General features: G+C 36.3%; 20 protein-coding genes. 12 read left to right on the plus strand and 8 right to left on the minus strand.

Annotated elements, in window-relative coordinates:
• Nucleotides 1–77 precede the first annotated feature (77 nt).
• The 5 genes from K322_RS0116470 to K322_RS0116495 all read left to right on the plus strand — a co-directional run bounded on the left by K322_RS0116470 (nucleotide 78) and on the right by K322_RS0116495 (nucleotide 3,365).
• Nucleotides 78–368, plus strand: a complete 291-nt coding sequence (locus K322_RS0116470; protein ID WP_026627859.1) for a hypothetical protein — start codon at nucleotides 78–80, stop codon at nucleotides 366–368.
• Nucleotides 369–428: 60 nt separating this feature from the next.
• Complete coding sequence (locus tag K322_RS20915; RefSeq protein ID WP_157279497.1) at nucleotides 429–575, plus strand: hypothetical protein; 147 nt, start codon at nucleotides 429–431, stop codon at nucleotides 573–575.
• Nucleotides 576–632: 57 nt separating this feature from the next.
• Nucleotides 633–905 carry a hypothetical protein gene (locus K322_RS0116480; protein ID WP_026627860.1) on the plus strand — a complete coding sequence of 91 codons (273 nt, stop codon included), beginning with the start codon at nucleotides 633–635 and terminating at the stop codon, nucleotides 903–905.
• A gap of 268 nt (nucleotides 906–1,173) precedes the next feature.
• On the plus strand, nucleotides 1,174–1,428 hold the full coding sequence (locus K322_RS0116490; protein WP_026627861.1) for a hypothetical protein: 255 nt from the start codon (nucleotides 1,174–1,176) through the stop codon (nucleotides 1,426–1,428).
• A 29-nt stretch (nucleotides 1,429–1,457) separates the two neighbouring features.
• Nucleotides 1,458–3,365, plus strand: coding sequence for a hypothetical protein (locus K322_RS0116495; RefSeq protein ID WP_026627862.1), 1,908 nt, complete (start codon nucleotides 1,458–1,460; stop codon nucleotides 3,363–3,365).
• Between the two features lie 67 nt (nucleotides 3,366–3,432).
• Here the strand turns inward: K322_RS0116495 and K322_RS0116500 are convergent, their stop codons facing one another.
• From K322_RS0116500 to K322_RS0116510, 3 genes are all read right to left on the minus strand, one after another.
• Nucleotides 3,433–4,248, minus strand: coding sequence for a hypothetical protein (locus K322_RS0116500; RefSeq protein ID WP_157279500.1), 816 nt, complete (start codon nucleotides 4,246–4,248; stop codon nucleotides 3,433–3,435).
• 281 nt (nucleotides 4,249–4,529) lie between these two features.
• Nucleotides 4,530–5,174, minus strand: coding sequence for a hypothetical protein (locus K322_RS0116505; RefSeq protein ID WP_026627864.1), 645 nt, complete (start codon nucleotides 5,172–5,174; stop codon nucleotides 4,530–4,532).
• Between the two features lie 103 nt (nucleotides 5,175–5,277).
• A complete protein-coding gene (locus tag K322_RS0116510; RefSeq protein ID WP_026627865.1) occupies nucleotides 5,278–6,123 on the minus strand; it encodes a leucine-rich repeat domain-containing protein in 846 nt (281 codons plus the stop codon).
• Nucleotides 6,124–6,269: 146 nt separating this feature from the next.
• Between K322_RS0116510 and K322_RS0116515 the strand changes: the two genes are divergently transcribed.
• The 5 genes from K322_RS0116515 to K322_RS0116535 all read left to right on the plus strand — a co-directional run bounded on the left by K322_RS0116515 (nucleotide 6,270) and on the right by K322_RS0116535 (nucleotide 10,634).
• Nucleotides 6,270–7,256 carry a hypothetical protein gene (locus K322_RS0116515; protein WP_157279503.1) on the plus strand — a complete coding sequence of 329 codons (987 nt, stop codon included), beginning with the start codon at nucleotides 6,270–6,272 and terminating at the stop codon, nucleotides 7,254–7,256.
• Between the two features lie 279 nt (nucleotides 7,257–7,535).
• Nucleotides 7,536–8,666 (plus strand): XkdF-like putative serine protease domain-containing protein, encoded by a 1,131-nt coding sequence (locus K322_RS0116520; protein ID WP_026627867.1) that lies wholly within the window; start codon nucleotides 7,536–7,538, stop codon nucleotides 8,664–8,666.
• 26 nt (nucleotides 8,667–8,692) lie between these two features.
• Entirely contained in the window at nucleotides 8,693–9,625 is a 933-nt protein-coding gene (locus tag K322_RS0116525) for a hypothetical protein (RefSeq protein ID WP_026627868.1), read from the plus strand.
• A gap of 47 nt (nucleotides 9,626–9,672) precedes the next feature.
• Nucleotides 9,673–10,230 carry a hypothetical protein gene (locus K322_RS0116530; protein WP_026627869.1) on the plus strand — a complete coding sequence of 186 codons (558 nt, stop codon included), beginning with the start codon at nucleotides 9,673–9,675 and terminating at the stop codon, nucleotides 10,228–10,230.
• 185 nt (nucleotides 10,231–10,415) lie between these two features.
• On the plus strand, nucleotides 10,416–10,634 hold the full coding sequence (locus K322_RS0116535) for a hypothetical protein (RefSeq protein WP_026627870.1): 219 nt from the start codon (nucleotides 10,416–10,418) through the stop codon (nucleotides 10,632–10,634).
• Between the two features lie 3 nt (nucleotides 10,635–10,637).
• Here K322_RS0116535 and pnuC read toward each other — a convergent pair whose 3' ends face one another.
• Genes pnuC through K322_RS0116560 form a run of 5 tightly spaced genes read right to left on the minus strand, consistent with a single transcriptional unit; the run spans nucleotide 10,638 to nucleotide 15,208 of the window.
• Nucleotides 10,638–11,354, minus strand: a complete 717-nt coding sequence (pnuC, locus tag K322_RS0116540) for a nicotinamide riboside transporter PnuC (RefSeq protein WP_026627871.1) — start codon at nucleotides 11,352–11,354, stop codon at nucleotides 10,638–10,640.
• A gap of 60 nt (nucleotides 11,355–11,414) precedes the next feature.
• On the minus strand, nucleotides 11,415–11,702 hold the full coding sequence (locus tag K322_RS0116545) for a winged helix-turn-helix domain-containing protein (RefSeq protein ID WP_026627872.1): 288 nt from the start codon (nucleotides 11,700–11,702) through the stop codon (nucleotides 11,415–11,417).
• Nucleotides 11,695–12,318 carry a hypothetical protein gene (locus K322_RS0116550; protein WP_026627873.1) on the minus strand — a complete coding sequence of 208 codons (624 nt, stop codon included), beginning with the start codon at nucleotides 12,316–12,318 and terminating at the stop codon, nucleotides 11,695–11,697. The genes K322_RS0116545 and K322_RS0116550 overlap by 8 nt, the downstream gene beginning before the upstream one ends.
• 45 nt (nucleotides 12,319–12,363) lie before the next feature.
• Nucleotides 12,364–13,029, minus strand: coding sequence for a hypothetical protein (locus tag K322_RS0116555; RefSeq protein WP_026627874.1), 666 nt, complete (start codon nucleotides 13,027–13,029; stop codon nucleotides 12,364–12,366).
• Between the two features lie 34 nt (nucleotides 13,030–13,063).
• Nucleotides 13,064–15,208 (minus strand): TonB-dependent receptor, encoded by a 2,145-nt coding sequence (locus K322_RS0116560; protein WP_035332309.1) that lies wholly within the window; start codon nucleotides 15,206–15,208, stop codon nucleotides 13,064–13,066.
• 113 nt (nucleotides 15,209–15,321) lie between these two features.
• Here K322_RS0116560 and K322_RS0116565 point away from each other — a divergent pair, with 113 nt between their 5' ends.
• A complete protein-coding gene (locus K322_RS0116565; protein ID WP_026627876.1) occupies nucleotides 15,322–15,897 on the plus strand; it encodes a hypothetical protein in 576 nt (191 codons plus the stop codon).
• Nucleotides 15,885–18,491, plus strand: coding sequence for an SGNH/GDSL hydrolase family protein (locus K322_RS0116570; protein ID WP_026627877.1), 2,607 nt, complete (start codon nucleotides 15,885–15,887; stop codon nucleotides 18,489–18,491). The genes K322_RS0116565 and K322_RS0116570 overlap by 13 nt, the downstream gene beginning before the upstream one ends.
• Nucleotides 18,492–18,505: the final 14 nt, after the last annotated feature.

Below are 18,505 nucleotides of genomic sequence, written 5' to 3' on the forward strand. Positions count from 1 at the left end.
TATTAACACAGGATTCATAATTCTGTAACCAAACAAAAGACTATATTTGTAGATAAACCATTTAACTCTCATGAATTATGAAAACGGATATCTACACTAAAATTGTACTGACGATTATTGCTATTTTCCTAGGCGTATTAGTTTTTCAGAATACGACACTTATTACTACTGCCAAAGCTGACACTACAGCTGCTCCACCCGCCCCTATAACAAATGCTGCACAAAGTGCGCCTGTAGACGTGAATATTACGCATATAGATGGACTAAAAATTGATGTAGATAAAAAAGGGCGTTATGGGGATAAAATAACTAAATATCCTACATCATTGGGTCTTCCTATTAGTTTGGCTCAAGATCTATCGTGGTAATAATAAAAATAATTTATTTTAACATTCAGATTTTTTTCTTTTTATCTATACTTAAAAACGATGGAAGAAAAGAAGAAAAAAACATTCGTTATAGAAATTAACGGAGTGAAAGAATCAACCGAAAATGTAGAGAAACTGGCAGATGCACTGGATAGACGTCGTCCCTTGGGATTTGTAATCCCTAGGCTAATAACTGAGGATTTCTAATTCTGTAACCAAACAAAAGACTATATTTGTAGATAAACCATTTAACACTCATGAATTATGAAAACGGATATCTACACTAAAATTGTACTGACGATTATTGCTATTTTCCTAGGCGTATTAGTTTTTCAGAATACGACACTTATTACCACCGCCAAAGCCGATACTACAACTGCTGCACCCGCTCCTATACCCACTGCTACACAAAGTGCCCCTGTGGAAGTGAATATTACGCATATAGATGGAAAAAAAATTAATATAGATAATTATTATAAGGAATTACCTAGAACAGATGGATTACCTATCGATATCTTAAAAAATAGCGACAAATAATTATCACCTCTCATCTTTTTTATCTATAATAGAAAAGATGAAAGAGATGAAAAAAATAGTAACCCTTGAACTTGATATTAAAGGCGACAAAAAACTAAAAGAAACGATAAACAATCTTACGACATTAGATAAAGCAATAAGTACTTCTGCCATATTATCACCCCGTCCCTTGGGATTCAAAATCCCAAGGCAATAACTGAGGATTTCTAATCCTCTAACCAAACAAAACACTATATTTGTAGATAAACCAATTTAACACTCATTGATTATGAAAACGGATATCTACACTAAAATTGTACTTACTGTTATTGCTATTTTCTTAGCGCTAAACTTCTTTAAAGAAATAAATATTATCCCTACCGCCAAAGCGGATACTACAGCTGCTACACCTGCACCTATACCAAATGCGATACAAAGTGCGCCTGTAGATGTGAATATTACGCATGTGAATGGAATACCTATAACTATAACAACATTCAGTTCAGGTTTTAGAGAAGGCATTCCAGTTGAAATTCGAAAATAAACCTTTCTTTTTTATCTATAATAGAAAAGATGAAAGAAAAGAAGAAAATTATTACTCTGGAATTCAACACCAAAGGAGAAAAAAAATTAAAAGATAATATTTCGGTATTAGATAAAGCAACAAGCACATCTGCAATACTATCGTCAAACCTAGCAAAAACATTTGCCAATTTTCAAGACTTTAGCGATATAATAGGAACTAATACCGACTATATGGCAGAAGCTATTGCTAAAATCATACCCGAAGTCAATACTGCATCAGAGAAGATAAATACATTGGCGGAAATGTATTTAGAAAAATCTTTAAAGAAACAAATCGATAATATTAAATATATTTCCGAAAAGAAATACGATACTAATTATAAATATACTGAACAATCGAAATCAGTATATATTGCATATTACGATTTTCAAGAAAAATTATATTCCGCTGATGCTGAAAAGCTAAAGAAGATCCTGGAAGAAAAAGAAAGATATCTGAAAGAATATAATAAACAACAAACCAGCCTACAAGAAAACATAGCTGCAGATGATCAAATAAAATCAGATGATCTAAGAAAATCTCTTCAACACAAAAACGACCTCAAAAAAGAAGCCCAAAATTCGGATCTGATACAGACATTAGTTTATATTAAAGAAGAAGAGAAACTGCAAACAGAGCGTAATACTCGTATTACTGCTTTAACAACATCGGCGATAGAACGACAAACCGAAGCAGGACGTACCTTCAACTTTATCAAACTAAAAGAAACGAAAGAAAACTACAAAGCAATAAAAGAACTCCGCCTGCAAAATATCGAAGCAGCCAAAGAAGAATACAAGCGCATAGCCGAATATCACGACAAGCTTATAGCCTCGTACAAAAAAGGTTCGCTTGGCGAAGCGCAGGCAATGGAGAACAAAAAAAATGCCCTGCACAAAATAAATACACAAATAATAGCCGACCAGCAAGCAGTAAACGGCTCCACAGAAGAGATGGGAAAAGCTTATCAGTTATTCTTTGATGAAGTGGCAAAAAAGATAACAGATTTTCATACAAAATGGCAAGGAGTATATAGTGCGGCAGGCTCGGTATTAAAAGACTTTTTGTCAATACAAATAACCGATCTGAAAGAAGACCAAACTAACGTTCAAAAAATTATAGAAGAAAGAACGACAGCCTATCAGCAACAAGCCGACAAAGTAAAATCACTATACGAAGAAATGCAAAAAGCATCAGGTGCCCACTCAACCACTCTTCAAGAAAATTATGCCCGTGAATCGGCTGCTGCAGAAGAACTTCTTCAACAAAAGAAAGACGCTGAAAAAGAAAAAGAAGAAATAGAAAAACAAATCAAGCGAAAAGAAAAACAGCAAAAAAAAATAGAACTAGTTCAAACATTGGCTTCCGCCGTAGCCAATCAATCAGCCGCGATCATCAAAGCTTGGGGTATGGGACCTATTATCGGACCTATTATGGCAGCCATCACAGCAGCAGCCACAGCTATACAAATAGCCAATATTAAACGGCAATGGGATAAGCTGGAAGACGGCGGACTTCTTCGTGGCAAACGTCACACGCAAGGCGGTATGCGTATCGAGGGATCAAATATAGAAGTCGAAGGCGATGAGTTTGTTGTCAATCGTATATCTACCCGCAAAAATCTGGGCTTAGTCGATTATATCAACCGTGAACGACGAGAACTCACAGCCGAAGACCTCACCGGATATTTCAGCCGGAGCAGAGGACAGAACTTTCCGCGAATCGAGTCGAAGCGGATATACGAATCGGGCGGCCAACTGACCAATCTCGAAGTTGTAGATTCGGTTACCGCTCCCGAAATAAATAAGATACTGGATGCGATTTCAAATATCGACTTCCGTCCGGTCGTGTCGGTTACCGATATTGCTGATGCTCAACGAACAATGGTATCAGTCGAACGAACAGTGAACAGCTAATAATAAATAATTGAGGATAAAAAATGAGAGTTGAAAATGAGAGTTTTCAGCTCTCATCTTCTTTTTTCTATGCTGCCGGTTTCAAGCGAATATACTGATCTAGCCCAGAGTAATTGCCATCGGCTTCCCAATAATCTCGGCTATTGGCAACAGGTATATATAAGTAGTTGTCTTTTGCCCAATACATTTTTTCGGGCGAATCGATAGGTATCCAGCATTTGATATACATCCCTATCTGAGGATCAATATAACGCCTGTCAGTTATCTGATAGAGGTCAATATAGGCAGCACCTTCGAACGAATCTACATCTATACTGACAATTGATTTCATATCAGCCGAAATATAAGGGAAATTCGAAAAACGCTGTTTTATATGTCCGGAATGTTTGTCAACGAAAAAATAATCCCAGTCTTCCCAGTAAATACCCGACATAAGATACACACTCAAAGAAGGAATATCACCGACAAAAGAATATTCTTTATGCTTTTCACTTCCACTGAGATTATCGGTAAAAGTAATTGTTCCTTTAGCTGTATTTAGCTTGAGTACACCATTGATTTTAGGGAAAGAAGCCGAATCGCCGGTAATAAAAGTCACGGCATTGGCTTTATTCTTTAGAAATGTAGCCTTGTCTATCAGCTCGATCACAAAATAATCTTTCAGCTGATTTCCTCCATCGTAGTCTGTGTAAAGGTCTTTTGCGGTAAGATCATGTTTTTGAACCAATTGAAGAGGAGCATCAGGGTCGGCAGGCGTAGATGCCGTATCAATAGAAATTTCAGTATCTGCCGAAAAACTCTGAATTTGCGAAGATTCGTTCGAAGCATTTTTACAAGCTGCCATAACTACCACAACGGCAACTACCAACACTTTATTTTTCATATCAATTTTGCAAATCAATGCATTAAATTTCAACCTAAAAAACCTTTAAAAGTCTCAGCTTTTTATTGACAACACATCCATTCCTTAAGATCCATTGGCTTTATCAGATACAATACCGTCACGGGTAATAACCGAATATGCTTTGTTCAATACTTACGCTTATTTAAAAGCGGAACAAAGATAGCTAAGTTCAGAGTATTTTGATAAAAATTCCGAGATTATTTTTGAAGAAAAATATAGTTTTTTTATAGTTTTTTAAGATGTTGTTTTTTTATTTTTATTTAGTCAATATATCCCTTTACAGTCAACGCATTAATAATCACCCTATCAATCTGATTACTGATCAACCCATCGAGCGTGAATTTTTCGGAGGATCCGTTAAACATTGCCGGAAGTACTTTCTTAAGAACCAAATTCTCATTTTGGGGAGCAAAAAGCATCTTTCCGAAATTCCCGGCTTTAGTGAAATACAAAAAACTCATCTCTTCGCTCTCCGGAAAACTAATGCCAAAGAAGAAATAAAATCCGTTTAAAGATTTCAACATTCCGCTACCGATTTTTGTAGTAAAGCCGGCATATCCGTATTTAGCAAACGTCTGTTCAAGATTAGGAAAAACAGCCTGATCACGTCCGCCGAAAATATCAAGAATCCCCTCTCCTATTTTAAATCCTCCATGCGTACACAACATATCAGTCAGCCCATCAGGAACATTTACCCCTGTCCTGATTTCAAAATCAGCAATAATAGCAGGCGATATTTTAGGGGCAAGGCTGAGATCATACGCTCTGTTGTCCCTGAAATGATACGAATAATCTTTCATCGAAAAGTATTCTTGCATCTCTGCCTCACGAAAAAGATTATACCTGTCGACAGCCTGCTGCCAGACTTCGTCCTTCGGAGCTAAAAATGTTTTGTAATTCTTCATTCGCAATTTGTTATCACTTATATAACAAACAAATAGTTATTTTGTTAAGGTTCTGTATCATATTAAGTCTGAATCCTTAATATGTTCTACAATATAGCCCGATTTACTTAAAAGTCCAGCCTTTTTTCACAGCAATCAATTTATCACACTCATCATCACCTTTATTGCCGGATAAAGAAATCGTATATTCAGTATTTTTAGCATGAGGTAATGCAGTAAATAATATATTCAAGGCATCGGAACTTAACTGCGAATTATCTTTTAGCACAATAGTTTTCACAGCTGCCAACCCATCGATATTAAGAGAAGTAAAACCGGAATGAGAGATGTAAATACTTCTTAGCGAATCACTGGCGGTAAAGTTTGCGGACGCAGTACCCAAACTCCCGTTTATAAAAATAGTCTCCAGATTTTCGAGTTTATCAAGTCCTGTTAGAGACTGTACTCCATCGGGATAACCGCAATACAACGTTTTCAGAGTAGTACACCCGGTAAGATCAATCGAGGCTATAGGCTGATTCGCAAACCGAAGGTCAGTTATACTTTCACAGTTAGTTAATGTCAACTCCGAGATGGAGTTCTGCTTATTTTTTTCAATCTGCGCATTGTCTATTTTTGACAAGTCTAGTTTTATCAAGCCCAATGTTTTGATCTGCACATCATAGTCTCCTGACTTCGGATATATATATTCCGTTGGCTTAATCGAATCTATCACAACTTTATTCTTAAGCACATATTCGGTATCTTTCGACCCATCTCCCCAGATAAGATATATCTCTTTGGCCTGAATAAGATAGTAAAATGAAGAATTGTCAGCGGATACACTCAATTTCAACCGGGCTGTTTCTGCCACAGCATCCGGACGACTCAGATAAGAATAAGGTGTTTCGTCTGAACTGCATGAAACCAAAATGATTGATAAAAGTAAGTAGAAATAAAAACTACGCATATCCTAACTATTAAGGGGTCAAAGACCTTGTTCTGTTATTTTTTGAGCAAAAATACTTTATTTTAATCTATTTTCAGATAACATAATCCTCATATTTATTGTTTAATTATATATTTGAAAGATCAAAACAACCCAAACCCAATCGTATGAAAAGGAATATAATGGCGGCAATCATTTTAATAATGTTTGCTCTGAATATCTCAGCACAACAAAGAGACAATTTCTCTCTGGATATCAAAGAAACACATCCCATTGTTCAAAACAGCCTATATAACACTATATCATTCATGGATAATCGATTGAACAGAACCAGGGATCAATATATTGTCAATGCAGAATTATTCTCATGGCAACTATCATCTTTTGTCAATATGATAACCGATCGTACAGCTAAAAATGGAACAATGCTATTCCAATTGAGAAATCTTTCATTTGAGACAGAAGGAGATAAAGGTTTTTCACATATAAGAGCAACCTTGTACGAATCTTTAAACTCTCAATTCTACATGATTGCAACTCTTGACACCGAAATCCAGGTTGCAAACGGTAAAAACATATCGCCGCGCCTGCAAGAAGAGATCTCTTCAACGATAACATCGTTTATTGCAGATAATCTTACTCAACCATATACAGACAATATACCTTATACACTCGATGACATCCGACATATAGATACTATCGAGAAAGAATCTTCGGAACTCTATAAAGATCAAGGATACAGAGATGGAATCTACTATACTTTTGATTCTTTCAAAAATCAACAGCCTATAGTGACAAAAATGGAAGTAAGATTCAAAAAAGAGAAACTATCTGAAATAAAAATAATAGATCGTTCCAATAATAAATTCCGGAAAGTCAACCCATCTGATATATATGCTGTGGTTCTCGATGGGCAGATATACATTGCTTTGGATAAAAAATATTATACTGTATATCCCGACAATGGAAATTTACTTTTCGATGCCGAATATAATTCTTCTAATGTAGGTTTTGCACCCAGCTTTTCGGTTGGAATCGGAAGCGGAGGATATCGGGGAGGCGGAATAGGGCTTGGAGTATTCACTAAAACAAAGAAAGAGACTGTTACTTATATGATAGATCATATGAACGGAAGATTCATCAAGATCAATTGATTCAAAAAACATTATACATCATAAACTTTAGTCTTATTATTTGTTAATAATAAGACTTTTTTTGTCACCGAAATTCGGGGACAAGAATTTTATCTATACTCAAAAGTCAATCTATCTTGAAAAATAAAACACAAAAAAGGAACAACAAACAAACTACAGAACAAACACTTACAATAAAAAGAACACTAAACTCTAAAAATATTGAATATTATTCCGAAAAAATAAAAACAGATTTATCTATACCTAAAATCAAGGTCACAGACTATAAATCTACATTTTATGAACATACCTATTTACAATTGTCTGATAAATGAAAATCCAGAGGACGACAGTGGCATATATGCAATATCTTTTGTTGATTCTCCTGCCAATGAAAGTGATTTTATTGCATTATCAAAACAACAATCGGAAGTATTTCTAAACAAAGACCCACACAAGCAAATATTAACAGGAGTTGTTTTACGCCCCGATCAATTGATCTATCGAAAAGATTCTAAACTAGGTGAGTATTATATCAAATTCTCAATCGAGCAAATAGAAAAAATCGCTCAAAAGATGATGCGGACAGGGCTTGCTTTACAAAACACAACTCATCAACACCAAGCGCCTCTCAAAGGAAATTACCTATCGGAATTATGGATTATCGAAGATCCGGAAAAAGATAAGTCTCGGGCATTAGGATTCAGTTCACTACCCAAAGGTACTCTTATGTGCAGCTATAAGATAGCAGACAAGCATTATTGGGATACTGAGATTATGACGGGCAATGTCAAAGGCTTTTCGCTGGAAGGATTCTTCATTCAGAAACCGGAAACACAAAGCAACTTGAAATCAAACAAACTAAACAAAATGAACAAAAAAAGTAAAACGACAGCGTTACTATCACGGATATCCCGCTTTTTTCTCGATATCCAATCTGCAGAAAAAGCAGACTCAACCTCTAGCGGAATTGCATATCTTATCTTCACTCTAGCTGATGGAAAAGAAGTATATGTAGATAAAGATGGCTTTACAACACTTGACGGAGAACAACTTCCTGCCGGAGAACATCCATTATCAGACGGAAATATTCTGGTTGTTGATGAAGACGGTCAAATGATCGAAACGAAGGAATCTTCAGTAAAGAATAATGATCTCGAGCAAGCAACAGCTCCAGAGAGTCTACAAGCAGCAGGAAAAGAATCGGTAGAAACTTTGAAAAAGAAAATCGCCGATCTCGAATCCAAACTTTCCGAACTCGCAATTATCGCTCAGGAAGCAAACAGCGAAATACAAACTTTGCGAAAGCATACGCCCAGTTCCCTACCTGTATCAACCGCAAGGAAAGGCAGAAAACACACAGAAATGAAACGCTATGAACAGATGGCTCAGGCTCTTTCATTATCAATCAAAAACAAACAAAATAAATAACACAAACTAAAATAATTTTAAATATTATGGCAAATATGTATAACATTTCACCTCTGAGTTACCAACCTAGTACTAATATGGATTGGTTTACGAAAGCTCTATTCGGAGGCAGACTTATCGAAAACGGCAAAATCGATGTAATCACAGGTGTAAAGGAAAGCACCATGCTGAATCTTTTAAATTTCGATAGTACACTTCTACAACCCGATGGGAGAGATTGCGCTTGGACTCCTGAACAAATATTCAAGCTTAGCGAAAAAGAAGTTCAAATCAAAACATATAAAATCAATCTCGAACAATGTATCGATGATCTCGAACGCAAGCGGATCAACATCATGCTTAAGCCGGGAGCAAAAAACAGCGAATTACCCGAAGCTTTGGAAGAAGCTACAATGGCTATGCTTGCAGATGAATTAAGCTCTGAGATTGAGGCTAAAATCTTTAATGGAGACAGCAGCTCAAACCCAAATGATTTTGATGGAGCAATCAAGGTATTAACATCGAGCACCGAAGCCCTAAAAATCACAGGTGCAGCGTTGACAAAAACCAATATCATCAGTGAAATTGAAAAAGTATACAATGAGATTCCCGAAAATGTTTTGGCAAAAGGGATTGAAAACGGAACCTTAAAAATATATATTGCTTTCGAAAGCCTGCAACGTCTGAAGATGGCTTTGGCCTCAGTTAGTAATCAGGTTATCTCTACCGCTTTTACGGCAGCAAATGAGAACTTATATTATCTGGGAATCGAAATTGTTCCGGTGAAAGGACTGAATAGCAAAACAATGATCGCTGCAGACATTACGAACTTCTTACTCGCTACTGATCTGCTGAGCGATACCGAAGAAATCAGAATAGGACAATTCCCTGCTCCTCACGACAGCAAAATATTTATCGATGGAAGATTACGCTTAGGCTTCGTGATCCCATTCGAAGACGAAGTGGTATTCTATAACTAAGATCATCAACTCAAGAAACACAATTTTATAACAAAAAAATTCATATTATGTCTTGCAAATTAACAGCTAATATACGTAAAGAAAACTGCCAATACAGAGTCGCCGGTATCAGAGCAATTTATCTCATTAATCACGACAGCAATCCTACATTCACATTCGAACAAGGAACAGAAGGTGAAGAAGGAAACAAAGTGATCGGCAAAATAGAGATGCCTGCCGGAGAATCAATCTACAAAGTAAACTTTTCAGAAGGCACAGCATCTTGGTCAGACGAACTGGCCGTAAATGGAAATGGAGGAAAATACCGCACGCATACAGTCAATTTCACAGTAAGTGAATACGATTACAACATTCTTAATCAAGGAGATGCTTTAAGTTTGGGCAGATTTATCGCTATCGTTGTCGACAAATCAGGCAGAGCAGTTATGCTTGGGCGCAATAACGGTTTGAGTGCTACTTCGTTCAACTATGCTTCAGGAGCTGCCGATGCTGATGCAAACGGATGGACAACAGTTTTAGCAGGCACAGAAATTGAGATTGGAAAACTTCTGAAAGATGAAAGTATTATCACACCTGTAACACCGGACATTGTTGTTACACCATAATATTACACTACCTATATAAGTAACAGAAAGTATTTAGTGATGTATAAAATGATAACTATCTGTTGTATTCACACTTACAAAGTCAATAAAAAGGTCTAAGACCTTAATTAAGAAAAAAGAGTTGCTTTTACCGCAACTCTTTTTTGCAATATAACTACCTTTGCGAAAACAAATATAAAAACAAGATGAAACTTCCTAAATTTCTAATTGCAGATAATGACGACTATCCGGAAAACACGTATGTTGTACATACCGAAAAACCCCGGTTTATATTGGATGTCGATTCGGAAGAGTATGAAATCCTTGACGGATCGGATGAGAATGATAAAAATCTGGATAAGATGCTTGAACAGGCTTTTGTATTCTATGAAAATGAGTTGGACAGATATGAAGACGAAGAGTAGGATTTATCTCCTACTCTCTTTATACCATATATATATTGCCAAAATACAATTCCATTCATATAAGACTGATTGTATCATAAATATATAGTTTCCTGACATGTAATTGATCAGAAACCATATAAAATTAGAAACCAGCCACATATACCACGACCACGCCTTCCGTAATATCATGGCCATCTGTGAAAGAATTCCTATTATAAATGCCAGAATATTAAGATAAAATAAAACAGGTGTATCGTCAAGAACCAATCCCCATCGCGAACCGTAAAAATAAAGAATAATACATCCAATAAATCCCGATAACACAGTAAAAAGAATAAACCCCAGATTGGTTTTACTTGTTTTTACAAGCCCGTCTTCATCCTGATTTTCTCGCTTAGTCCAAGTAAGCAGGCCAACTACATGAAAGCATAAATAGTAAGCCGCGCTAAACACCATACCCAGATTACGAAACTGAAATTGCGAATACATCTCTCCCACATTGGCAGTCATCCCGAAGATATTACCAGAAAGAGGTTTTCGAAAAGCCAATGTCACGACACTCAAATATCCTAATAAAGCAGTGATACTGAATAGAATTACATCCATCAGGCTTTTTTCTCCGGATAAAATAGTCTGATAAGCAGCATAAACAGTAAGAACGACAGCTGTACTAAACCATACAAAAGTATGTTTCAGACTTCCTCTCCCTGTTATATAATCAAAAAAACGGATAAACATAAAACTCAGTATTTTTCTATTAAGCAGAATATTGAACCTCAAGAAATAGGAATAAGAAACTTATTTCTTTCCAATATAATCTTGTAGAGCCTTCACGTAACTATCAAAAGCCGCGACCCCCTTTTTTGTTATTTTACAAACTGTTCGGGGACGTTTGCCGTCAATAAACTTGTCGACTTCAATGTATCCAGCTTCACTCAGTTTCTCTATCTGCACACTCAGATTTCCGGCAGTAGCGTCAGTCTTTTCTTTTATAAAGACAAAGTCTGCCTTATCGACCGACAACAGTAAAGATACTATTGCCAACCGCAGCTGAGAATGTAATAGCGGATCGAGCTCTTTAAACATAACCTTCAGCAGTTTTATTTAAAATATGTCCGGGTACAACAAAACCAAATATCATAGCTAAAAACTGTATAACAAATTCCAGATCGGCTCCTTGATAGAGTATAAAATGGAGCAGACACAATATAGCCGCACACCAAAATACGAAGGCCCCGTACACATAGGGTCTGAAGCGATATACTCTGGCTGTTATATATAATGCCGATCCACTGAATACCATCATCATGGGTGATATAAATATGAACGGAATATTAGTCGATAATGATACTGCAACAAAGAAAACAGCACCAACAAACAAACCACTTGTAATGGCCATAGCTAACCAGATAGCACCGACTATCTTATCAAGATGGGTAATAACCATTGCTTTACGTGTTTTATTCCGTTGATAAATCATATGACCGACAAATAAGGGAAACGTTAAAGCCCAAAGCCAGTTAACCGAATGCCCTATCGAAAAAACCTTAGGCAGTATAAAGCATAGCAACGAAATACCGGCTATGACATATCCCCACAAAATAAGGCTATTGCCTGCCCCCCGCTGAAAATTTCCTCTTGCCTGAATAATCATTTCATTGATTACCTTAAGGCTATCTTGTTCATTAAATTTATTTTCCATAAATCATATCTTTAAAGACAAAAGTAATAAAAAGCCGCGATATACTTATTGATTCTGAACAGAACCAACGCACTTGGATTTCAGCATCTGCAAAAATTCTTCACCCCAATGAGGAGTAATTGAATTACGATCTTCTGTTTTATACAATTCCTCGGCTTTCGACAATTCGGCACACAAATCTTTTCCTTGTTGCATGAAGGCGGGTAGATTAGTTTTGAAGAAAGCCAGTAAAAACAAAGGACGAGGATTCTGCTCATTTTGGGCTATAGCCTCTTTATAAAAAGAAATTACCTGCCCGAAATATTTTGCACCATTGGTTTGCGGATCCAGAGATATAAAAGCTGTATAATAATATCCCCATAAGGTATTAATTTCCGATTTGTCTATATCCTGAAACTTGTCCAGTCCTGACAATTTTTCTTTTGCCTCATCTAATAATATAGCGTTTCCATCTGCTTTCGGGTTCATATATACACTCTGAATATTGCAGAATGCAGAATAATAAACAGGCAGCCATTCTTTTGTATACTTAGATGCTATACGATCGAACTGATTTTTTTGCTGTCTGAGCAATGGAACAGTATAACTCGAATCTAACTTAGCCACAGTTTTCGTCATGGCTTGCACATAAACAGCATCTGCTGTTTGAGCCGAAACAAAACCATAACAGATAGTAAAAGATAAAGAAATAATGATCATTAAGGTTTTCATAATACATATATTTTAATTGTTTATATTTTGAGTTTTAGAAATTGGATGGATTATAAGCGTCTTTCCCTCCTATTGTCAGAAAAAATCCGACCAGAAAGAATTGATTTTGATAAGGTACCTTTGCTATACGATCAAATTTCCCATTCCTATTTTCTTGTGCCGAATATTGGTAACCATACACATTAGTTCGGTTCAGAATATTAGAGACCGATGTATAAACAATAAATCGGGGATGCAATAAAAACGTAGCACAAAGGTCTAAAGCGTAATAAGGCTTTGTTTCGGCATTCATTACTCCGCTTTTGTTCGGATCATGATAGGGACGCCCGCTTGCAAACCTATTAGTGACACCCAAAAAGGTTTTGTATTGAAATAAATCATATTTTAAGACTACCGCTGCATTATGTTTAGTTGAATAAGTAGGCGATACCATTTCATTATAATCACTATACATCCGTTTCGAATTATTGTAAGAATATGAAATCATATACTCCCACCTTTTCAGAAATTTGCGATCATTGACGAAAACATCAATACCATTACTAAACCCCTTTCCTCCTGACTGATACCGATAATTATTTCCTGTAGTAAGATTATCATAATTTTTATGATACAACTCAATTCTGAAAGTACGTGCACCATCCCGATAATACGCACCGGCTACAAATTGCTCGCATTCCGTCGCATCTAACTTGTGATTAAATAATAAATAATCCTTATCCGCTAATTGCTGATATTTACCATAAGCTGCTAATAATGTCAATCCATTTGACTCATAGTTAAGAGCTACTCGAGGTAAAATATTCCATGACTTATTAATAGAAGTATATTCACCACGTACCGAAGCATTTACATAAAAGTTTGATGTTATAATAAAATCATTCGACACATATGCTCCTGTAATTGTATGATTCATATTATCTTTAAATAAAGTAGTATCCCGATACGAAAAATCGTACTTATTAATGAAAGTTTCGATACCGCCTTCGAGTTTATATAAAGAACTGAAACGTTTTCCCAGTTTTGATTTCAGATGTATTTCCGACTCTTTTATGCCTACTTTGTCATAAGCCACACGTCCTCCTTTAATAGTCTGGTTATTATACGAGAAAGCCCCTCCTATAAAAAAATTTATTCCGTCGTCAGTTCTGGTTTTAAGTGTCGAATTCAAATATAAATTGTCTTCATTCATATTTAAATCCCGCTTCGAATCCGAAAAAGCGTCTTTTTCCAACATATTAAATGTCGTTTTCGCATACGTAGCATATGTCTTCAAGGTCGTATATTTGCCTAATGAAAAGCGAAACTGATTTTGTCCTGCAAAAGAACGATAAGGCTTAGTCCATCTGTTATTTCGTTCCTTCGGATAAAACACATCATTGTATGGTCCCATATCCGTATAGTCGAAATTAAAAGAAGTCGATGCATCTTTCCAAGCCTTAGTACCACCCGAACCTAGTCCAACAGTCAGTATCTGGGCTCCTATTTTAGTATCTAAACTTTTATCTTTTGTAGTAAGAGGTAATACGCTCGATAATCCCTGAGAATATTCGGAAGAATATGCACCTTGTTCAAAACTCATACCTTCGAAAAGAAATGGAGAATAACGTGACCTTGACGATACATTTTCGGGCATAGTCGTATATGCATTCATTACATGCATACCATCTATATAAGTCTGTGATTCGCGGCTATCTCCTCCCCTTACCAGAAGTTTACCGTCTGTCCCTGAAACCTGAACTCCAGAAAGCATTCCCAGTGATTTAAACAAGTCTCCCTCCGAACCGGCAACAGTTACAAGTTCTACAGCATTCTTCTGTTCCATGCTGGAACCTCCTTTCAATCGAAAACCTCCTGAAGATATTGTGACTTCCTTCAATGCTTGTATACTCTGTTTTAGAATAATATGAAGCGAATCTTTATAGGGTAAGCTTATCGTCTGCTTATATTCATCATACCCAAGCATGGTCACTTTTAATACAACAGTTCCTTTTTCGGATGTTTCAAGAGCAAATTTTCCATCCTCCTCGGAAGTCGTACCATCTATTGTTCCTTCGATAGAGATATTCGCATATGCAAACGGACTGTTATGTGCATCAGTCACAATCCCTTTAATCATCATCTGAGGATATAGACTTAAAGAAACTAACATTAAAATTATCAATATTATATTTTTCATTTCTTCTATTTTTCGACAAATATAAATTAGTTTATAATATAAACCAAATCATATTATAAATAATTTTATTTTGTATAATTTAAATGTTTTTGATTTTATCTATAACTAAAAAGATGAACAAGAATATTATTACAGGAATAGAAAAACATACGGGATATAACACCGGAGGTATTTCGAACATCTTTCTGCTGGATATTCGGAGTTTTATAGCTTATCGTTTCACCGATGACATGCTGTTTGATGAATGTTTTGTTGAATCGGTCAGAATCTCTGATTACAACTACATGGAAGTTGAAACCATAGAATCTTCGAAATTTCAAGAATCGATGGATAATGGCATCTATAAACAACAGCTAACCACTTTTGTCCGAAAATTAGAAGCAGCTAAAACTTCGAATTTACTGAAAACCAACACAACAAAATATTTAGTTATGTTCAAAACTTACGAGAACAAATATTTTTGCTTTGGTTCAGATGGAGGAGCCACAGTTTCTTTTTCTCAGATATCAGGAGAAATCGGCGGGTCATCGGGCTATAACCTCACGATCAACAAAAGCTCAGTATATCCTCTTTTTCAGATCAACTTCAACAATAGAATTATAGAATCACTATTGACAACCGAAAACAATCAACTAATCACAACCGAAGACAATTACTTCATACCAATATTAGAATTATGGAAAAAATAAACAAAAAGAAAGTTTCGCAATTACCCGAAGCAACAACAATCGACGGATTTTATGCACTTGGCACAGATAACAATAATAACTCAGTCAGGGTATCAGTTGATCTTCTGAAAGGGAATAAAGGCGAACAAGGAGAGAAAGGCGAGCCCGGTAAAGATGGAACAAGCGGAGGTATCCAGATTGTATCGGATGGACAAACCATCTCTAATGATGGCAAATACCTCATAATATCAGAAGGCACAATCACCCTATCAACCAAAGTCGATAATATCTCAGAATCAGCATTAAGCATTGTCGGAGCACTGCTGCCCAATGGAACATTCAATACAACATCAGGATATTGGCATACACCTATAACAGCTATTCCGGCAGGAAAAACAAAAATGCAGGTTGTACCTTTGCCTGACAATTTGGGTGGTAGGTCACTGGCATTTTATACAAGTACCGGAGGATTTATATCTACGATACCCAATACAGTCGCAGACACACCCGTATTAGTAGATATACCTAGCAATGCAACACAATATGCACTTTGCCGGGCTTCATCCCGTGAATACTTTGCCGGATTTGTATCAGACGGAACACAGACCTACACCAATACAGACAAGATAGTATCAATTAAAATAATTAATGGTGCAGCTCAGATAAACGAGCTTCGTGACCTTATAGATTATGATAAATTGCAGATGCTATCCAATAATGACACTATACAAATGGATGGACAATATCTGTTTCTTGAAAATGGTAATGCGAAATTTATAAACGAAGTTGACGGAATTGCCTTTGAGAAAATATATCCTAGAAGTGACATCTCAATAGCGGGATATATATCAGATACAGGCACTTTCGTATCAAATAGTCTCTATTCAAGAACCGACAAGTTAAGTATACCTACAGGTGCGTCAGAGATAGAGTTATATTCCAATGGTAATGCTTCTCTTGCTAAGGTTCTGGCATTTTATGATGGTGCAGGTGCATTTATCTCATCCCCTCCAAACGTAGGAGCTGAGACACTGGTCACCATACCTATACCTGCCGGAGCTAAGATGTATGCAGTTTGTCAGGGTAATGCCATGACTACAGGATATACAATAAGAGCTTATACTGAGGTGAATGTACCATCAAGCGCACTATCCGTCAGTTCTTCTTATATTAATTATGACGGGCAATTTTTACCCTCCAGCTATGGTTATGTAAGAAGTCCTTTAACTGATATTCCGAATGGAGCATCTGAATTTAAGGTAACTTCTTTTGATGATGGCACTTCGGCTAGAGTTTTAGCGTTTTACGATATTAACGATGTGTTCATATCTGCTCCGGATAACACAACTGCCGAAGCATTACTTATAGTAAAAAGACCTTCGAATGCAGCTAAATATGCGTTGTGCAGGAGAACCTCGGTTGCTACGTTCCAATGCACTATAAAAATAATGGGAACTAAATATGAACTAACCAACAAAGATCAGATATGTCTTGTAACAAAAAAAGGGGACGTTGTTTCAAAGAAAGTATTACGTGATTTTTCTAAACTCTCAATAGATATACCTAAAAGACCTAAAGCGTTTTTGAAGGATTTTAAACTCAATAATTCTGCCATAACGACCAATACAGTCAATGTTGTAGGTCGTGGTATTGACACAGCATCCCAGTTAACGTATAAAGCCTATATGTCTACTGAGAATCTAGCTTTTGATGTACTATTCAAAGCTAATTCCGATTCCAGTATTCGTATTGGCAGGTCTGAGGGTGGATCTTTTAAATTGAAAGGGAATACCCTCACAGTATACACCTATCAAAATGTTCTATTTGATACACAGACACTTCCTTTTTCTATAGTTTCGGGTAATAGCTATACTGTTACTTTAGATAAGCCGGATGCTCTTAATTTGAGATTCACCCTGTCTTCTGACACTGGAGATACTTTTACAATTAATTATGATAAACTTACCGCATCAGGCACAACAACATCTTGGGGTGTTCCATTCTTTGGTGTTGTATCCGGAGATGTCACAGTGAGAAATGCTGTTCTATCCTTCAAATATGACTACAATACTATTGTAAGCATTTTTGGAGATTCTTATATTGAGGGTAACAGTCTTCTCACTTCGGGCGGTGTTTACAATAAGTGGAGTAGTTTATTGGCAGACGAAACAGGAACCTCTTTTGTACACATATCCGGTAAAGGAGGTGAATTAGCCAACGCAGCTTTCGTTAGTCGTTTTAAAATTGAGAATAGTTTATTTAAGTCTCCTTATGTATTTCTGGCACTAGGAACCAACCACAGCAGCCTTTCTTCATATACTCCATACATGCAGCAATTGATAGATGAATGTAAGGATAATAATCAAATACCGATACTACAAACCATCCCTCCACGTCAAGGTATAAATTATGACAATGTAACTAAAGCTATAAACGACTGGGTAAAAGCATCGGGTGAACTGTATGTTGATTTTTCATCTGCACTCACCAAACCGGATAATGAGACATTATGGAAAAGTGGCTATGTAATGTCTGATGGCGTGCATCCGACCGTTGTCGGACATGCAGCTATGTTCGAACAGGTGAAAAGGGATTTGAATTTTTTAATCGGCTAATATACCTAAAATAA

The organism is Indolivaga capnocytophagoides DSM 22835, from assembly GCF_000426485.1.
GTDB classification, from domain to species: domain Bacteria; phylum Bacteroidota; class Bacteroidia; order Bacteroidales; family Dysgonomonadaceae; genus Dysgonomonas_A; species Dysgonomonas_A capnocytophagoides.

Coding starts and splice junctions, on each gene's coding strand:
- K322_RS0116470 (WP_026627859.1), top strand. CDS start 78: ATGAAAACGGATATCTACACTAAAATTGTACTGACGATTATTGCTATT.
- K322_RS20915 (WP_157279497.1), top strand. CDS start 429: ATGGAAGAAAAGAAGAAAAAAACATTCGTTATAGAAATTAACGGAGTG.
- K322_RS0116480 (WP_026627860.1), top strand. CDS start 633: ATGAAAACGGATATCTACACTAAAATTGTACTGACGATTATTGCTATT.
- K322_RS0116490 (WP_026627861.1), top strand. CDS start 1,174: ATGAAAACGGATATCTACACTAAAATTGTACTTACTGTTATTGCTATT.
- K322_RS0116495 (WP_026627862.1), top strand. CDS start 1,458: ATGAAAGAAAAGAAGAAAATTATTACTCTGGAATTCAACACCAAAGGA.
- K322_RS0116500 (WP_157279500.1), bottom strand. CDS start 4,248: ATGAAAAATAAAGTGTTGGTAGTTGCCGTTGTGGTAGTTATGGCAGCT.
- K322_RS0116505 (WP_026627864.1), bottom strand. CDS start 5,174: ATGAAGAATTACAAAACATTTTTAGCTCCGAAGGACGAAGTCTGGCAG.
- K322_RS0116510 (WP_026627865.1), bottom strand. CDS start 6,123: ATGCGTAGTTTTTATTTCTACTTACTTTTATCAATCATTTTGGTTTCA.
- K322_RS0116515 (WP_157279503.1), top strand. CDS start 6,270: ATGAAAAGGAATATAATGGCGGCAATCATTTTAATAATGTTTGCTCTG.
- K322_RS0116520 (WP_026627867.1), top strand. CDS start 7,536: ATGAACATACCTATTTACAATTGTCTGATAAATGAAAATCCAGAGGAC.
- K322_RS0116525 (WP_026627868.1), top strand. CDS start 8,693: ATGGCAAATATGTATAACATTTCACCTCTGAGTTACCAACCTAGTACT.
- K322_RS0116530 (WP_026627869.1), top strand. CDS start 9,673: ATGTCTTGCAAATTAACAGCTAATATACGTAAAGAAAACTGCCAATAC.
- K322_RS0116535 (WP_026627870.1), top strand. CDS start 10,416: ATGAAACTTCCTAAATTTCTAATTGCAGATAATGACGACTATCCGGAA.
- pnuC (WP_026627871.1), bottom strand. CDS start 11,354: ATGTTTATCCGTTTTTTTGATTATATAACAGGGAGAGGAAGTCTGAAA.
- K322_RS0116545 (WP_026627872.1), bottom strand. CDS start 11,702: ATGTTTAAAGAGCTCGATCCGCTATTACATTCTCAGCTGCGGTTGGCA.
- K322_RS0116550 (WP_026627873.1), bottom strand. CDS start 12,318: ATGGAAAATAAATTTAATGAACAAGATAGCCTTAAGGTAATCAATGAA.
- K322_RS0116555 (WP_026627874.1), bottom strand. CDS start 13,029: ATGAAAACCTTAATGATCATTATTTCTTTATCTTTTACTATCTGTTAT.
- K322_RS0116560 (WP_035332309.1), bottom strand. CDS start 15,208: ATGAAAAATATAATATTGATAATTTTAATGTTAGTTTCTTTAAGTCTA.
- K322_RS0116565 (WP_026627876.1), top strand. CDS start 15,322: ATGAACAAGAATATTATTACAGGAATAGAAAAACATACGGGATATAAC.
- K322_RS0116570 (WP_026627877.1), top strand. CDS start 15,885: ATGGAAAAAATAAACAAAAAGAAAGTTTCGCAATTACCCGAAGCAACA.